General features: G+C 63.2%; 13 protein-coding genes. 6 read left to right on the top strand and 7 right to left on the bottom strand.

From position 1 onward, the window contains the following. Positions 1-8 precede the first annotated feature (8 nt). Together ACX80B_RS01690 and ACX80B_RS01685 are read right to left on the bottom strand one after the other, a co-directional pair. The gene (locus tag ACX80B_RS01690; protein WP_459292375.1) at positions 9-230 is read right to left on the bottom strand and encodes a cold-shock protein; all 222 of its coding nucleotides are present in this window, start codon (positions 228-230) and stop codon (positions 9-11) included. A 166-nt stretch (positions 231-396) separates the two neighbouring features. Beyond that, entirely contained in the window at positions 397-1170 is a 774-nt protein-coding gene (locus ACX80B_RS01685) for a hypothetical protein (RefSeq protein ID WP_459292373.1), read from the bottom strand. 183 nt (positions 1171-1353) lie between these two features. On the opposite strand from ACX80B_RS01685, the gene ACX80B_RS01680 reads away from it, so the two are divergent. After that, positions 1354-1641: a chromate transporter gene (locus ACX80B_RS01680; RefSeq protein WP_459292371.1), complete on the top strand. Its 288-nt coding sequence runs from the start codon at positions 1354-1356 to the stop codon at positions 1639-1641. Here the strand turns inward: ACX80B_RS01680 and ACX80B_RS01675 are convergent. From ACX80B_RS01675 to ACX80B_RS01660, 4 genes are all read right to left on the bottom strand, one after another. After that, complete coding sequence (locus ACX80B_RS01675; RefSeq protein WP_459292369.1) at positions 1633-2214, bottom strand: DUF1349 domain-containing protein; 582 nt, start codon at positions 2212-2214, stop codon at positions 1633-1635. The genes ACX80B_RS01680 and ACX80B_RS01675 overlap by 9 nt on opposite strands. Positions 2215-2320: 106 nt before the next feature. Continuing rightward, the gene (locus tag ACX80B_RS01670) at positions 2321-3406 is read right to left on the bottom strand and encodes an ATP-dependent DNA ligase (RefSeq protein WP_459292367.1); all 1086 of its coding nucleotides are present in this window, start codon (positions 3404-3406) and stop codon (positions 2321-2323) included. Positions 3407-3756: 350 nt separating this feature from the next. After that, positions 3757-4422, bottom strand: coding sequence for a response regulator (locus ACX80B_RS01665; RefSeq protein WP_459292365.1), 666 nt, complete (start codon positions 4420-4422; stop codon positions 3757-3759). Further along, a complete protein-coding gene (locus ACX80B_RS01660; RefSeq protein WP_459292853.1) occupies positions 4419-5996 on the bottom strand; it encodes a sensor histidine kinase in 1578 nt (525 codons plus the stop codon). Before ACX80B_RS01660 ends, ACX80B_RS01665 begins: the two co-directional genes overlap by 4 nt. 291 nt (positions 5997-6287) lie before the next feature. Between ACX80B_RS01660 and ACX80B_RS01655 the strand changes: the two genes are divergently transcribed. The 5 genes from ACX80B_RS01655 (at position 6288) to ACX80B_RS01635 (ending at position 15327) form a co-directional block, all read left to right on the top strand. Beyond that, positions 6288-7289 (top strand): Bug family tripartite tricarboxylate transporter substrate binding protein, encoded by a 1002-nt coding sequence (locus ACX80B_RS01655; RefSeq protein ID WP_459292363.1) that lies wholly within the window; start codon positions 6288-6290, stop codon positions 7287-7289. Continuing rightward, complete coding sequence (locus ACX80B_RS01650) at positions 7286-7789, top strand: tripartite tricarboxylate transporter TctB family protein (RefSeq protein WP_459292361.1); 504 nt, start codon at positions 7286-7288, stop codon at positions 7787-7789. Before ACX80B_RS01655 ends, ACX80B_RS01650 begins: the two co-directional genes overlap by 4 nt. Continuing rightward, positions 7790-9496, top strand: a complete 1707-nt coding sequence (locus tag ACX80B_RS01645; protein ID WP_459292359.1) for a tripartite tricarboxylate transporter permease — start codon at positions 7790-7792, stop codon at positions 9494-9496. It begins immediately after the preceding gene. Beyond that, positions 9493-9891, top strand: coding sequence for a universal stress protein (locus ACX80B_RS01640; protein WP_459292357.1), 399 nt, complete (start codon positions 9493-9495; stop codon positions 9889-9891). The genes ACX80B_RS01645 and ACX80B_RS01640 overlap by 4 nt, the downstream gene beginning before the upstream one ends. 231 nt (positions 9892-10122) lie before the next feature. Beyond that, on the top strand, positions 10123-15327 hold the full coding sequence (locus tag ACX80B_RS01635) for a peroxidase family protein (RefSeq protein WP_459292355.1): 5205 nt from the start codon (positions 10123-10125) through the stop codon (positions 15325-15327). A 312-nt stretch (positions 15328-15639) separates the two neighbouring features. On the opposite strand, the gene ACX80B_RS01630 is transcribed toward ACX80B_RS01635, so the two are convergent. Next, positions 15640-16380 (bottom strand): hypothetical protein, encoded by a 741-nt coding sequence (locus ACX80B_RS01630; protein WP_459292353.1) that lies wholly within the window; start codon positions 16378-16380, stop codon positions 15640-15642. Positions 16381-16578: the final 198 nt, after the last annotated feature.

Here is a 16578-nt window from a genome sequence, read left to right as displayed (position 1 = left end):
CAGGAGGTTTATCTGCTGCTGTCGGGGTTGAGCCGCTGGATGCGGCTGGCACGTGGGCCTCTTTTTCCCGGTTTGATGTCGAACTGCACCTTCTGGCCCGCATAGAGAAGGCGGTAACCGTGACCGGTGACCGCAGAATAATGCGCGAACACATCTTCACCGCCATGATCGGGGGTGATCAGGCCGTAACCTTTCGACGGGCTGAACCACTTCACAGTTCCGGTCACCATCGCTTTGTCCGCTTCCCGGACCAGCGGGCGCTCCTGCTCTGCGACGTCGTCGGAACAAGCCAGATGGTACGCGGTGATTGGGAGATGGCCGGTTCACGCCGCAGGACCCTGCCGCCCCGGAACTGGGGTGGCAAGGCCCTGCGGCGGTCATTGATACAGGCCGGACCTAGTTTTGGCTGCGGGTGCGGCGAATAACGTAGGCTCCGCCGGCTGCGGCCAGCAGGCCACCGCCGAGGGCGATCATGCCCATCTCGTTGGAACCGTTGCCACCGTTGGTGGAGGCAACAGGGGTAACGCCGGTGTCAGCGCCACCTGCGGGCATCATCTCCAAGGCACCACACAGGGCCGGAGCCGTGGCTGCCAGCGGCAGTTCCGGAACCAGGTTCGAGGGAGCATTGGCGGCTTCTTCGCTCAGGCCGGCAGGGTCAATGCCGTGAATGACGATGACGCCGGTTCCATCAGCGAGGGAGTCTTGGGTGGCATCGTTCAACTCGAAGGTTTCCGAGTAGGTGAATGATCCACCGGACGGGGCAACGCTGATGTCCGTGGCGGCGGCCGGGCTCTTGTCAGCATCGCCGAGGGAGAGGGTGGTGCCGATTTCACCGTAGGAGGGCTGGCCTTCGACGGTGTCGATGATTCCGTCACCGTTGGCATCGGCCTCCATAGTCGGGCAGACACCCTGGGCAGCGATGTGGATGTGCTGTACGTGCGGGAACGGACCCTTACCGAACATTTCAGCCAGTCCGGAAGCCTCAATGTTGACCGTGGCCGTGGAGCCTTCGACATTGACCCAGGCACTGCCGGCCGCGCCGGTCTCATTAATGTCCTGGAACGTGGTCGAGTACGAACCCGAGGCGTGGTCAGCCATCGCCGGAGCGCCGGCCATCGCGGTCAAACCGAGTGCAACGGCGGGGGCCAGCAGGAATACTTTCTTCTTCATCTCGATCTCCTCATCAGGGATGGGGGCCCAAATTTTGGACGCCATACACTCAATTCGGTGTGATCGCCGTCACGGATGGGTTTCAGTGAATCTTCTCCACAGGCTCTTACGCAGCATCATTGTCTGACAGCGGTTCTCGGCGCCTTCCGGGACCCTGGCACCCTTGACCCATGGACCGCGGCGGTGATCGCCTCCCTGCTGACGACCTGGGTGACCTTCGCCCCCTGTTTCCTGTTTATCTTCCTGGGTGCCCCGCATGTCGAACGGCTGCGTGGGAACAAACCACTGTCAGCGGCGCTGACCGGCATCACCGCCGCCGCGATGGTCATGATCTTCAAGCTGCGCTGGAGCATCCTGCGCACCCTCGGCGTCTGCGCCGCCGCCAGGCCTGCTCCTCGGAATCCTGAACTGACTGAACGAGCTCTCGTGTACGAAGAACCGCACGTGCGGATTGAAATGGCCTCAGTGTAGCGCGGTATCCGCTTCGGTGGCGCGGTACCTGAGGAAGCGTACCGTCAGCCCGCCGCGAGTGGGAGAGCAGCAGTACAGTCCAGCTGAAACGTCGACGCTCGGGTCGAAGTGCGCGACGCGCAGCAGCCGGAAGGGTTCGCCGTCCACCTTGGCACGGACGGTGACGGCGTCACCCGCGCGGCTGGTGCGGACCGTCACTTCCCGCCCCGTCCACTCGGGCACCGGGGCCACGGACCAGTCGGAGTTGCCGTGGGTGACGACGGCACCCACCTGCGGCAGCCCGTCGGAGACTTCCACTCCTGCCTTGATCCACTCCGTATTGGACACTCGCAGGAATGCTCCGGCTTGGTCGAACTGCTCGGCGTAGTCAAGGCGGAAGCTCACCTCGATCGCACTTGGTGCCGGCGGGGGCGCGAGCAAGGCGTGCTCGGTGTCGTGGACGAAGCCGTAAGAAGTGTTCCGCCACGCGTCGCTGCCCTCCACGGCGGTGACGTGCAGCTCGTCGTCGACAACGACTGCGGAGGCGGGCGGGGTGGTCCAGGCACCGTCGCGTAGCAGATCGGTGAGGCTCACGCCGTGATTCCCTTCGATGGCAAATGTCGATTCATATTGTTCATGATGTGTGCGGGACGGCCGCCCCCGCAAGCACAGCAGGTCTGACCTCCGTTGCCTCATTTCGCTACCGCGCCGGCAGGACCTCGCTGAGGTCGAACGCGACCGGTTGCTCCAACTGGGTATAGGTGCAGGATTCCGGTTCGCGGTCCGGGCGCCAGCGCACGAACTGGGTGGTGTGCCGGAACCGGGTGCCCTCCATATAGTCGTAGCGCACCTCCACCACGAGCTCGGGCCGCAGCGGCACGAAGCTCAGGTCCTTCCCGGCGTTCCACCGGCTGGTTTCGGACTTCCGAGGCGACCGCGCCCCGGACTCGTTTTCCTGCAGCGAGGTGTCGTCGGTCCACGACCACGGGTGCTCGTTCATGTCCGTCACCAGCGGCTGGAGTTCCTTGAACAGCTCCCGTCGGCGGCTCATTGAGAATGCGCCGATCACGCCCACCGAGGACAGGCTCCCTTCGGCGTCGTACAGGCCAAGCAGCAGCGAACCAATGGCATCATTTCCGCTCTTGTGCACCCGGTAGCCAGCCACCACGCAGTCGGCGGTGCGCTCATGCTTGATCTTGAACATCACCCGCTTGTCCTGCCGGTACTGCAGCTCGCGCGGCTTGGCGATGACGCCGTCGAGCCCGGCTCCCTCATAGCGGGTGAACCAGTCCTGGGCCACGTCGACGTCGTCGGTCGCGGGGGTGATGTAGATGGGCGGGCGCGCGTTGGCCAGCAGTTCTTCCAGCAATTCACGACGGCGGGTCATCGGTTCGTCCGTCAGATCCGTGTCGTCGGTGGCCAGCAGATCGAAGGCAACGAAGCAGGCAGGCGTGCTCTTGCTCAGCAGCTTCACTCGACTGTCGGCCGGATGGATCCGCTGCTGCAGCGCCTCGAAATCCAGGCCCTGGCCCGCGGAATCGACGACGACGATCTCGCCGTCGAGCACGCAGCGTTCGGGAAGATTGGCCTTCAGCGCCTCGACGACCTCGGGGAAGTAGCGCGTCATCGGTTTGCCGTTGCGGCTGCCGATCTCCACCTCGTCGCCGTCGCGGAACACGATGGCACGGAAGCCGTCCCACTTCGGTTCGTAGAGCTGATCCGGCGGGATCTTCTTGACCGGTTTGGCGAGCATCGGCTTGACGGGAGGCATCACAGGTAGCTGCACAACGTCAGCCTAACCCGGGCATGGGCGGAATCACAGGACGGCCCGGTGCTTGTCCAGCCCACTGGGAGCCCATGAAGGTTGGGCACAGACAGACTGGGCCCACTTTTGGATGCCGGGTATTGGGCTGAAGGCCAGCGTTGTCACGGACAAGAACCACGATGCACCCACCTTGGGAACAACGATTACAGTTAAGCAAAGGTTTTCTGTAAGGCGATCCACGCTCTTGCCCCGAAACTTGCAGGCGCCTAGCTTGGAAGTGCTGGCTCCCCTCGCTCCCTGGAACAGTCCACGGAGCCCGGGGAGTCTTCCCAATTAACCCCGCAAAAAGGACCTCGCCTCGACCCTGCCGCTTACGTGGCCAGGTAGCGGCGCTCGGGACGGCCGACCTCGCCATAGCGCAGGCGGACCTCGACTTTGCCGGTGTCGGCCAGATGTTCGAGGTAGCGGCGGGCGCTGACTCTGGCGATTCCGAGCCGCTCGGCTGCTTCGGCCGCGGAGAGGTCTGTGTTCGCATCGCGCAGCACGCGTTCCACCAGCTTCAGGGTTTCGGCGCTGAAGCCTTTGGGGAGCGGTTTGTCCTCGCGGCTGACCCCGAAGACACGGTCCACGTCTGCCTGGTCGGTTTCGCTCTTCGATGAGTCGAGATGCCGGTAGGCGCGCTGATAGTGCTCGAGCCGTTCCCGCAGGTCTTCCTGGGAGAACGGTTTCATCAGATAGTGCACGATTCCCCCGCGCAATGCCCGGCGGACCGTGTCGGCTTCCATCGCAGCGCTGATCACGAGCACATCCAGTTCAGGAACGGTCTCGCGCAGTTGCTGCAGGAGGTCAAGACCGTTGATGTCGGGCAGGTGCACGTCCAGCAGGACCAGATCCGGTTGCAGACGTTGCGCTTCGCTGAGTGCCTGGGCACCGGTATGGGCAATTCCGACGACGGTGAAGCCCTTGGTGCGTTGGACGAACCCGGCGTGGATTTTCGCGACCATGAAGTCGTCGTCGATGATGAGCACTTCGATCATGTTCGCGACCTCCGTTTCGGCAGGCGCGCAGTGAAGACGGCGCCGTCGTCGTTGTGCACGCTGATGTCACCGCCGCGCCGCTGGCAGACCAGGCGGGTGAGCGCGAGTCCGAACCCGCGCCCGCCTTCGCTTGAGGGGGATTTGGTGGTGTAGCCCTGTCGGAAAACGTCCTCCATTTTGTCCTGATCGATTCCCGGCCCGGAGTCGCGTACGGTCACCTGCACTTCGTCTGCTTCCTCCTGCAAATGAATCGAAACCGTAGCATCCGGAATGCTTCGAAGGGCGTCGAGTGCATTGTCCACGAGATTGCCTACGACGGTGGTCAGGTCCCGCGACAGCTCCTCGTTCATCCGGCCCAGCTGCGAGTCCGGGGAGAGGTCCAGCTTGACGCCGCGTTCGGCGGCCAGGCTTGCCTTGGCGATGAGCAGCGCGGCCAGGGACGGATCGCTGACGCGGGTGGTGACGTCGTCGTAAAGCTGGGTGCGGCTGCGGCTGACGCCTTCGACGAATTGCACCACTTCATCATATTCTTCGAGCTGAATCAGCCCCGATATGGTGTGCAGCTGATTGGCGAACTCGTGGGTCTGCGCGCGCAGGGTGTCGGTGGTGGTGCGCGTGGCGCCGAGTTCCTTTTCCAGCGAGGAGAGCTCGGTGCGGTCGCGCAGGGTGGTGACCGAGCCGATCACGCGGCCGTGGGAGCGGATCGGCCTCCGGTTGAAGGCCACCATCCGCTCGCCGACGAGGACCAACCGGTCCGGTCCGGAATGGGTTTCCGTGAGTGCTTCCTTCAGCTGCGCGTCGACGCCGAGAGCGTCAAGGTCGCGTCCGACGCAATCGGTCGGCAGTTCCAGGAGTTGGCGTGCGCTGTCGTTGATGAGCGTGATGCGCTCCTGCGGATCGAGGGCGATGACGCCTTCCTTGAGCCCGTGCAGCATCGCCTCGCGGTGCTCGACCAGACTGGTGATCTCCCTCGGCTCCATCCCAAGCGTCTGGCGTTTCACCCGGCGTGACAGCAGCAGGGATCCGGCGATGCCCAGCGCGCTGGCCACGCCCAGATAGGTGAGGAGGTTCGGCGTGGCCTGGACCAGACGTTCGCCAACGGAAGGATAGTCCCGGCCGACGACGGCGATCCCCACGAACTCGCCGTCGTCGTTAAGTACCGGCACATGGGCGACGACGGCGGTGCTGCCGCCGGCAGAGATGAGCCCGGTCCAGGCGCGCCCCTCCATCACCCGGCTCTCGCCCAGCGGCAGCGGTTCACCCACCAAGGCAGGGTCGGAGGACGTCACCACGGTGCCCTCCTCCGTGGCCAGCGCCACCGAAGACGAACCGGATATTGTCCTGACTGCCTCGGCCACTGACGGCAGCGCCGCTCCAGCTCCGGGTTGGGCCTGGGGGAGCAGCTGGCGCACGGTGGGATTGGACGCAAGCGTCTCGGCCGCGGACAACGCGCGGCGGCCCTCGGTGCGTTGAACGGCCTGGGAGGATTCAGCCACGGAGATCGCGGCGACGGCGACGAGGACCACCAGTATGATCAGAAGCTGGAGTGCGAGGTACTGTCCCGCCAAAGACATCCGACGCCGTCGTCGCCATGGCATTTTCTGTCCTCCTGTGTGCCGCTTCAGCACAGCGCGACCTCCAGATTTTTGCCGGCCGATGATGCAGTTCCGTCCTGGATAATGTTCGCAGGTGCCGTGAACTATACCACCGGAACTGAGCCCGTTTTCCGCGGAATTCCAAGCAAAAACGGCCCTGATTCCGTGACCACAATGAACTTAACGTTCTTTGAGACCACAAGAGTGACCGGCGTCACGGGCGGCCCTACGATCGGATTAGTCCACCAACCGATTGAGAGAAGAACTCCCATGAAACGAAGCAACAAACTACGCCTGACAGCCCTGGCAGCCGGGATCGCCATCGCCGCAACCGGCTGTGGCGTCACCGGAGGCAGTTCGGGATCTGAAGGAAAGGCCGCCGGCCCGATTACCGACATGCGCATCATGGTGCCGAACACGGCAGGCGGCGGTTACGACACCACCGCCCGTGTCGCCGCCAAGGTGATGGAGGATACCGACGTCGCTTCCGGCATCGAAGTATTCAACCTCGCCGGCGCCGGCGGAACCGTTGGCCTGTCCCGCACCGTGAACGAGAAGGGCAACGGCGACCTGTCCATGCTGATGGGACTCGGCGTCGTCGGTGCCAGTTACACCAACGACACGACCGCCAGCCTGAAGGACACCACCCCGCTGGCCCGCCTGATCCAGGAGCCGGGCGCCATCATGGTTCCCAAGAACTCGCCGTACAAGACCATTGACGATCTGGTCGCCGCCTGGAAGAAGAACCCGGCGAAGATGGCCGTCGGCGGCGGCTCCTCCCCGGGAGGCCCCGACCACCTGCTGCCGATGCAGCTGGCCGAGACCGTCGGCATCGACCCCAACAAGGTGAACTACGTTTCCTACGACGGCGGCGGAGACATGCTGCCCGACATCCTTGGCAACCGGCTCGGCTTCGCGGCCTCCGGCGCGGGCGAGTTCCTGGACCAGATCAAGACCGGCGAAATCCGGGTCCTGGCCACCAGCGGCGAGGAGCGCCTCCCCGGCGTGGACGCCCCCACCCTGAAAGAGGAAGGCATCGACCTCGTCTTCACCAACTGGCGCGGACTGGTTGCCCCTCCGGGAATCACCGATGAGCGCAAGGCCGAGCTGATCGCAGCGCTGGAGAAGATGCACGCCACGGATGAATGGCAAGAGGCGCTGAAGCAGAACCAGTGGGAAGACGCCTTCATGACCGGCGACAAGTTCGCTGACTTCATCACCGAACAGGATCAGCGGGTCGAGGACGTGCTGACCAAACTGGGCTTGGCATGAACCAGCTGAAAGCACGGTTGCAGGGCCGCTCCGAGCTGGGCATTGCGCTCCTGCTCGGAGTGGTCGGCGCTGTGGTTCTCTGGGACACAGCGCAGCTGAACGCTCCCTACTCGCAGGCGGACCCGGTAGGTCCCAAGGCCGTTCCCTATATGGTCGCGGCCCTGCTGCTGGCCACCGCCGTCGTACTGACCTGGAATGTCCTGAGGGGAGGGCACGGCGAAGCCGAAGGCGGCGAGGATGTCGACCTGTCACACCCGACCGACTGGGCCACGGTCATACCGCTGATCGTGGTCTTCACCGCCAACATCCTGCTCATCAACTGGGCAGGCTGGGTGATCTCCGGGATGCTCCTGTTCTGGGGCAGCGCATGGGCTCTCGGCAGCCGGCACTACGTGCGTGATCCGCTGATCTCGCTGGGCATGTCGGTCGCCACTTTCTACGGTTTTTACGCAGGCCTGGGAATCCTCCTGCCGGCCGGCCTCCTGGAAGGAGTGCTCTAAATGGACGCACTGTCCTTACTGATGGACGGGTTCGCAACCGCTGCGACCCCCATCAATCTGATGTATGCCGTGCTCGGCGTGCTGCTGGGTACCGCCGTCGGCGTGCTCCCCGGCGTCGGCCCCGCCATGACCGTGGCACTGCTGCTGCCGGTCACCTACGCTTTGGAACCGACAAGCGCCTTCATCATGTTCGCCGGTATCTACTACGGCGGCATGTATGGCGGTTCGACGACGTCGATCCTGCTGAACACCCCGGGCGAATCCTCCACGGTGGTTACCGCCATCGAAGGCCACAAAATGGCCAAGGCCGGCCGCGCCGCACAGGCCCTGGCCACCGCCGCGATTGGCTCGTTCGTTGCCGGCACCATCGGCACGATGCTGCTGGTGCTGATCGCCCCGCTGGTCGTCCAGTTCGCCGTCAGCCTGGGAGCAGCCAGCTACCTGGCCATCATGCTGCTGGCGCTGCTGGCCGTTACCGCCGTGCTCGGAGCATCCCGGGTCCGCGGCTTCGCCTCGCTGGGACTGGGGCTCGCCATCGGTCTGGTCGGCCTCGACCCGGTCACCGGACAGGAACGGCTCATCTTCGGACAGGCGCTGCTGGTCGATGGACTGGACATCGTCGTCGTCGCAGTGGCCATCTTTGCCATCGGTGAAGCGCTCTGGATTGCTGCCCACCTGCGCCGGAACGTCTCGCAGACCATACCGGTCGGACGTCCCTGGATGGGCAAACAGGATTGGAAACGGTCCTGGAAACCATGGCTCCGCGGCACCGCGTACGGCTTCCCGTTCGGCGCCTTGCCCGCCGGCGGCGCCGAGATCCCGACCTTCCTGTCCTACGTGACGGAGAAGCGGCTCTCGAAGCACCCCGAAGAGTTCGGCCACGGCGCCATCGAAGGTGTCGCCGGCCCCGAGGCCGCGAACAACGCCTCGGCCGCGGGAACCCTGACGCCAATGCTGGCGCTGGGCCTGCCAACGAATGCGACGGCGGCTGTCATGCTGGCAGCCTTCGTCCAGTACGGCATCCAGCCAGGACCGCTGCTGTTCGACACCGAACCGCAACTGGTGTGGGCACTGATCGCCAGCCTGTTCATCGGCAACACCCTGCTGCTGCTGATCAACCTGCCGCTCGCGCCATTCTGGGCAAAGCTGCTCCAGCTTCCCCGTCCGTATCTGTACGCAGGCATCCTCTTCTTCGCCACGCTGGGCGCCTACTCGGTCAACCTGCAGGCGTTCGATCTGGTGATCCTGATGGTCCTCGGGCTGCTCGGCTTCGCGATGCGCCGCTACGGTTTGCCCGTCCTGCCCTTGGTGCTCGGTGTCATCCTCGGCCCTCGCGCTGAGGAGCAGTTGCGCACGGCTCTGCAGTTCACCGCCGGCAACCCCGTTGGCCTGATCAACGAAACGGTCGCCGTCGTCGTCTACATCATCATCGCCCTGGTCCTCGCCTGGCCCCTGCTGGTTTCGCTGCGGAAGCGGTTCGGATCAGGAAAGGGAGATTCAGATAAGGGAAATGGGGGACTGGGTGCCGGAGCGCCTGAGCCCGCGGAAGGACCGTCGGATCACGACGACGACGAGAAGGTCGCCGCCGCAGCCGACAGCAACCGCGAGGCCGCGCCCACAACGGACAGCACCCCACCCGCGGACAGCAAGCAGCACCTCGCCGCCACGGGGAACCGCAGTCACCACGAAAGTCAGGAGCACCGATGAGCGTCGTTACCGGGTACATCCCCACCGCCGAAGGCGAGGCGGCCCTTGACCGGGCCATTGAAGAGGCCCAGCGGCTGAACACCGTGCTGGTGGTCATCAACTCCTCTCGTGGTGACGCGTATGTCGACAACCGCTTTATCCAACCAGATGATGCGGCGTCGCTGAAGGAGAAACTGCAAGAGGCGAAGGTCGAACACATCCTGCAGCAGCCGGTCCGCGGCCACGCTGCGGCCGATGAGGTCGTCGACGCCGCTGAGAAACACCGGGCAGACCTGATCGTCATCGGGCTTCGCCGGCGCACACCTGTCGGGAAACTGATCATGGGCAGCACGGCACAGCAGATCCTGCTGGAAGCGCAGTGTCCCGTCCTGGCCGTGAAGGCAGCCTATTCCTGACCGGTTCGCGCCGAGCGTTTAAGTAAAGGTAGGGCGGTTCCGCACTCGTGTGGGACCGCCCTGCCTTTGTTCTTAGTCGTACTTGTCTGCGTCACCTAAGGATGCTGCGGCCGCAAATGTCGAACTCCCACTCAACGCCCTGCGACGCTCGTTTTCCACCGGGATGCTTCCAAGGTTTTTGAAAGGTTCCGGGCAGACACTCAGCGTACTTACATCAGAAGCAGGTGCGTCATGACTCCCATCCATCACAATGGCATTATTGATTTGGACGCAGTGCCGTCCGCGTCCCGCCGTCGCACCGGTGGAACGGGTCGGAGCCGCGCACGCGCTTCCCGGCTGATGGCGGGGGCGACGGCTCTGCTTGTGACGGTATCTTTAGGGTTGCCGGTAGTTGCTGCCAATGCCGAGACGGCTCCGGTCGGTCAGGGATTTACTGTGACCGCCTCGGACTTGGCGTTCATCCTGAAACAGATCAAGATCGCCGAGGCGCACGTTGCCAACACGACGTCGGACACTGGTCCATGCGGGGCCTTGGTCGGCACCGGACCCAACCAGATCGCGACTCCGCTCATTTCCCACGGACTGCGGACGGTGGACGGGTCGTGCAATAACCTGCAAGCAGGACAGGAATCATTTGGTGCGGCGGATCAGGTTTTCCCGCGGCTCTCTTCCCCCTCGTACACCGCGGCTGAGTCCGGCTCGCTTGGCGGGCCCCCGGCACCGAGCAGCTATGCACAGAAATCCGGGAACGTGTTCGATTCCCAGCCCAGGACAATCAGCAACCTGATCGTGGACCAGACCTCCACCAACCCCTCCGCCGTGGCAGCTGCGGGGTTGCCGGTCAGGAGCCAATCCAGCGAGGGCACAGTGCCATGCACCACGGACCCTGATCCGCTGGCCCTTCCGCCGGTGAGCGGTGTTCCCAGCGGCTGCACACCTTCCTTCCAGACCTTGTTCATTCCAAACGTCACCACTGATGTTGGTCTTTCACCGCCATACAATTCACTTTTCACGCTGTTTGGCCAATTTTTCGATCATGGGGTGGACCAGACGGTCAAGGGTGGTGGCACCGTGTTCGTGCCGTTGAAGTCAGACGACCCGCTGGTCGCCGGACCGGACCACAAGTTCGGCACCGCCGACGACCTTGACCGCAACCTGCGTTTCATGGTGCTGACCCGGGGTAAGAATCAGCCGGGCCCCGATGGTGAACTGGGCACCCCGGACGATATCCAGGATGCCCTCAACACGGATTCGCCATGGGTGGACCAAAGCCAGACCTACACCTCCCATGCATCCCACCAGGTCTTTGTGCGTGAGTATGTGAACAACTCCGAGGGCCGGCCCGTCTCCACGGGCAAACTCCTTGGCGGCCCGGCAGGCCCCACCGCCGGCGGGATGGCGACCTGGGCGAGGGTTAAGTCGCAGGCAGCATCGCGGCTGGGTCTGCGCCTGACGGACAGGGACGCGCTGGACGTTCCGATGATTGCCTCGGACGCGTACGGCAAATTCATCCCTGGCCCACTGCGTGGTCTTCCGCAGTACGTGACGGCCACCGGCCTGGTCGAGGGCAACACTGCTTCGCCCGTTCCCGTACCAGCCAACGCCACCCACTTTGAAACACCGTTTTTGACCGATATCGCCAACAACGCGGTACCGAAGCCGGGATTCACCGCGGATCCGGACAACGTGGTCACACCCTCATTGACGCCGTGTGCGCAGCCAGGTTTCCCTGTGGGCTGTGTCAACCAGTACGACAACGAGATCCTGAACATGCATTTCATCGCCGGTGACGGGAGGGTCAATGAAAACATTGGCCTGACCGCGATTCACCAGGTGTTCCACTCCGAACATGACCGGCTTGTCACCGATATCAAGAACACCCTCACCCGGGACACATCAGCGGCCGGACTCAAGGCACTCGCCCAGTGGAAGTCCAGCCAGGGCGCCGGCGGGTGGAACGGTGAGCGGCTGTTCCAGGCTGCCCGCTTCGTCACTGAAATGGAATACCAGCACCTGGTCTTCGAGGAATTCGCACGCAAGATCCAGCCGGGCATCAACCCCTTTGAGCCGTTCGCCTTCACCCAGACCGAGGTAGATCCGGCCGTCACAGCGGAATTCGCCCATGCGGTGTACCGTTTCGGGCACTCCATGCTGACGGAGACAATTTCCCGAAGGAACGAGGACCGGCCCGGAACGGACGGACAGTTCGGTACATCCGACGATATTCCCGGCAGCCAGAACGACATTTCCCTGCTCGATGGCTTCCTGAACCCGCCTGCATACACCGACGGCGGCGAGGCCGGTACGCTGACCTCCAAGGAAGCGGCCGGAAGCATCGTCATGGGAATGTCGGACCAGGTCGGCAATGAGCTCGATGAGTTCGTCACCGATACGCTGCGCAACAACCTGCTGGGCCTGCCCCTGGACCTCGCAACGATCAACATCACCCGCGCCCGTTCCGAAGGCATCCCGCGGCTGAACGTACTGCGCCGAGAGCTGCATGGCGCCACCAACGACGGGCAATTGAAGCCGTACACCAACTGGATCGACTTTGGCGAGAGTATTAAGCACCCTGAATCTCTCGTCAACTTCGTTGCAGCTTACGGACAGCACCCCTCGATCAGGAACGCGGCCACTGTTGAAGGCAAGCGATCTGCAGCGCGGGCCATCGTCAATCCCGATGCCGCAAAAGGAGATGTACCTCCCTCGGACGCAGCGGATTTCATGAACAGCACGGGTGCGTGGGCCAACAACGGCACGGCATCGATCACCGGACTGGACAACGTCGATCTGTGGATCGGGGGACTGGCGGAACAGACAAACGTGTTCGGCGGCCTGCTGGGCAGTACTTTCAACTACGTTTTCGAAAGTCAGTTGACTGATCTGCAAAACGGTGACCGGTTGTACTACCTTGCCCGCACACCAGGGATGAACCTGCGCACCGAGCTCGAGGGCAACTCCTTCGCCGAAATGATCATGCGCAATACCAACGCCAAGGGCCTCAAGGCTGACCCGTTCGCCACCTCGGATTGCAAGTTCGAACTGAAGAACCTGGCCGGAACTCCAGCCGGATTCACTCAATCGGGCAATACAGTCGCCGACGATCCCGGAAGCGAATGTGAAGAGCCCGCACTGCTGATCCGGATGCCCGATGGAACCATCAAATACCGCTCCAGGAACACGGTGGACCCGGCCGGAATTAACGGTCAAAGCGTCTACAACGGCACTGCCGGCGTCGACAGGATCTACGGCGGCAACGACAGCGATACCTTCTGGGGCAACCGGGGTAATGACGTCGTCGAAGGCGGCGACGGTGCCGACGTCGCTATTGCCGGCGAGGGCAATGACATAGTCACCGACCTTGCCGGTGATGATGTGCTCAAGGGCGGCCCGGGGCACGACGCGATCGATTCTGGCCCCGGACTCGATCTCATCATGGGAGCGGACGGCAACGACTTCACCAACGGCGGAGCCAACGCGAACACAACCTTCGGCGGTGGCGGAAACGACTTCATGATCCTTGGCGAAGGCATCGATGCCGGAATCGGTGACGGCGGCGACGACTGGATCGAAGGTGGCGACCAGCCTGATGGTCTGATCGGCGACAGCTCCAACTTGTTCTTCACCGATGACAACAAACCCGGCCATGACATTCTGATCGGCCAGGGCGGTGACGACGACTATGACATGGAAGGCGGCGATGACATCGGTGTCGCCGGACCCGGGATTGAAAAGAACGTTGGCGCTGCCGGCTTCGACTGGTCCATTGGCCAGGCGGATCCCCAGCCGATGGACGCCGACCTTGACTTGCCCGTTCCTCCGCTGGACGTCCTGACCGTGGGTGTCAGGGACAGGTTCAACGAAGTCGAGGCACTCTCCGGATGGAATCTCAATGACACGATTCGAGGAGATAATCTGATCCCCAGCGAGGTTGGCGGAGCGGGCTTTATCGGCTGCGACGTTCTCGACCAGTCGGGTGTGAACCGCATCAAGGGCTTGAGTGCTTTGGTCCCGTCCACGGCGCTTACCACTCCGCTTGCCGACGTCGCCGCAAGATCGGTTGTTGGTCCGGGCGAATGTGCCGAACTCAGCGGCCCCGTGTGGGGCGCTGGAAACATCCTGCTCGGCGGAGGCGGCAGCGACCTGCTGGAGGGACGCGGCGCCAATGACATTATCGACGGCGACGCCCAGCTCAGCGTCCAGCTCAGCGTCCGCACAAATCCGGCGGATCCGGGCACCGAGATCGGGACGACCAGTCTAATGGAGGAGCCCTACCAGGCCGGTAACCCGAACACTCTGCAACAGGACGTGTTTGCCGGCAAAATCAACCCGGGGAACATCGTTCCCGTCAGGGAGATCCGCACTCCAGCCAATGGCGCGTCCATTGATACCGCTGAGTTCTCCGACCTCAAGGCAAACTACGATGTCACCACCGTCGGTGGTACCGGCGAACCGGGTTCGCCTGGCGCCGTCACAACCATAGTCCACGCCCGTGGCACTCAGGCTGATGGCACCGACACACTACGGAACGTTGAGCGCCTCACATTCTCCGACTCGGCCATACCCGGGGCCCCAGTTATCGGGCCGGCAACCGCCCGTAACGCTTCGGCCACCGTGCGCTGGACAGCACCATCCGCTGCCGTCAATGCGTATTCAGTGCGGGTTATCAACGACGCCGGTGCCCAGGTTGGTGCCCTCCGTCCCGCTGCGGGAGGAGCCGTGAGCCTAACGGTAAACGGGCTGACCAACGGTCAGGTATACCGGTTCCAGGTACGGGCAACCAACACTAAGGGAACGGGTCCATTCTCAGCGCAGTCGAACACTGTGACACCGAACGTGGCACCAACGGCCCCGGGAAGCGTTCGCGGTGTCCGCGGCGATGCCAGAGTGAACCTGTCCTGGACGGCTCCGGCAGCCAATGGCGGAACAGCCCTCACTGGATACCAGGTACAGGTACGGACAGGAACCACTATCGTGCGGACAGACACCTTCACCGGTACGGCAACAAAACGGACGGTGACCGGGCTGAAAAATGGAACGGCGTACACCTTCCGTGTCCGCGCAGTCAACGCTGCTGGAGCAGGACAGTTGTCTTTGGCCTCCAATACAGTGACACCGGCCAAGCGCCCAGGAGTGCCTGGGATTCTCGCCCCGGCACGGGGACCCATTGGCGGCACCCTAACAGCGACAGCCAATTGGACGGCCCCGACGTCCAACGGCGGGTCTCCCATCACCGGCTACCGCGTCACCGCACGGAAGATGGCAGCCGACGGTGTGACACAAACCGGCCAGCCCATTACGAGAACAGTCGGGCCGACGATTCGCTCAAGAACATTCACGCTTGCAGCCGGCAGATACCGGTTTGACGTGGCAGCCACCAACGATGTCGGAACCGGGGCAGCATCGGCTCGAACCAGAATTGTCCAGCCACGTTGACAACATCGCTCCACATGTGCGCATAAGAGGTTCCGCCCGTGTAGCCGTCCAACATCCCCGCCGCTCCTCCTGGTGGCGGGGATGTTGGCTGACATACCCCCGGATGTTTCAGCTCGCCAGTGAATCAGGTCCCTTGCCCGGCTCGGCTGGGTTCGTGCTGACGAGGCCGGCGTGCTCGACGGCGTAGCGCTTTGCGTTATGTGCCTGGCGAATTATGAATGGCAGGACGGCGCAGTTTCATCAAGGATCACGCCTTCGGTCGATAACGATGCCTCCTTGTCGAAAGTCGTATCGGAATCCAGTGCAGCGTGGTTACCCTTTGGCCAGTGCGTCGTTGACGAGCTGAACGAGTTCGGACTCTGTCCCGGCCGGTAAATCTGTTCCGATCTTCACGGCTGTCGCGGCCAGGACGCCTTCGGTTCCTGCAACGGACATCAAGGTCTGGGACTTGCCGTTGGGAAGAGTCTGGGTGACGACCGAACCGAAGGAGTTCTCGCCGTCGGTCTGCACGTCCATGGGTTCGATTGTGCTTTTGATCGTTTGCCCGTCGACCTTGGTTGTGAAGCTCGAACACTGGTCCACAGCCTGTTCAGATTGCTGCAGTTCCTCCGCTAGAACTTGCGGGTCCTGAACAGCAATCAGGGTAATGGTGGTGAGGGTTTTCTGCTGCGCCGATTGGCTGGCTCCAGCCGCGTAGGAGCTTCCCGCCGGCACCTGCGTGCTTTCCGTGGCGAAGACGCTGCATGCTTCAGGGGTGATCGTTGCTTTCGCCAGCAGGTTCTCCGTCACGGCAAGAGCCTGATCCAGCTGGTCGGCGGGGACAACAGTGAGATCCTGACCCTGGACATCTTTCATCGTCGAGATCAGCTTCCTGAGCTCGGCGTTGGTGTAGTCCTTGGCTCCCGCTGTGTCCGCAGGCGAGGCCGACGACGACGGCGACCCGGCTTCCGTCGTTGGCTCGGTGGACGTTCCTGGCGTGGATCCGCCTCCACATCCGGCCAGAAATGCCCCGAGGGTCAGCAACATCGCGCAGGTACCGGTATTGCGTCTCATGTGGATCAGTCCCGTCTTTTAAACCGCTGTTCCAGCCGCAAAGAGGCGCCGGTGTGATGAGGAAAACGCTACAGTCATACACGGCGACTTTCCAGAGTCCAGCGGAAACCTCCACCTCCCAGCGTCTACAGTTGCGGCGGCCGTCATGGGAGACTCTGTGGCATGGGTCTGAACCAGCCGGATGGGTATGCCGGGAAC

The sequence above is a fragment of the Arthrobacter monumenti genome (assembly GCF_054511255.1).
The sequence above is the reverse complement of the archived record's forward strand: the minus strand, read 5'-3'. Positions and strand labels throughout refer to the sequence as shown.

Coding starts and splice junctions, on each gene's coding strand:
- ACX80B_RS01685 (WP_459292373.1), bottom strand. CDS start 1,170: ATGAAGAAGAAAGTATTCCTGCTGGCCCCCGCCGTTGCACTCGGTTTG.
- ACX80B_RS01645 (WP_459292359.1), top strand. CDS start 7,790: ATGGACGCACTGTCCTTACTGATGGACGGGTTCGCAACCGCTGCGACC.
- ACX80B_RS01690 (WP_459292375.1), bottom strand. CDS start 230: ATGGTGACCGGAACTGTGAAGTGGTTCAGCCCGTCGAAAGGTTACGGC.
- ACX80B_RS01665 (WP_459292365.1), bottom strand. CDS start 4,422: ATGATCGAAGTGCTCATCATCGACGACGACTTCATGGTCGCGAAAATC.
- ACX80B_RS01655 (WP_459292363.1), top strand. CDS start 6,288: ATGAAACGAAGCAACAAACTACGCCTGACAGCCCTGGCAGCCGGGATC.
- ACX80B_RS01650 (WP_459292361.1), top strand. CDS start 7,286: ATGAACCAGCTGAAAGCACGGTTGCAGGGCCGCTCCGAGCTGGGCATT.
- ACX80B_RS01630 (WP_459292353.1), bottom strand. CDS start 16,380: ATGAGACGCAATACCGGTACCTGCGCGATGTTGCTGACCCTCGGGGCA.
- ACX80B_RS01635 (WP_459292355.1), top strand. CDS start 10,123: ATGACTCCCATCCATCACAATGGCATTATTGATTTGGACGCAGTGCCG.
- ACX80B_RS01640 (WP_459292357.1), top strand. CDS start 9,493: ATGAGCGTCGTTACCGGGTACATCCCCACCGCCGAAGGCGAGGCGGCC.
- ACX80B_RS01660 (WP_459292853.1), bottom strand. CDS start 5,996: ATGTCTTTGGCGGGACAGTACCTCGCACTCCAGCTTCTGATCATACTG.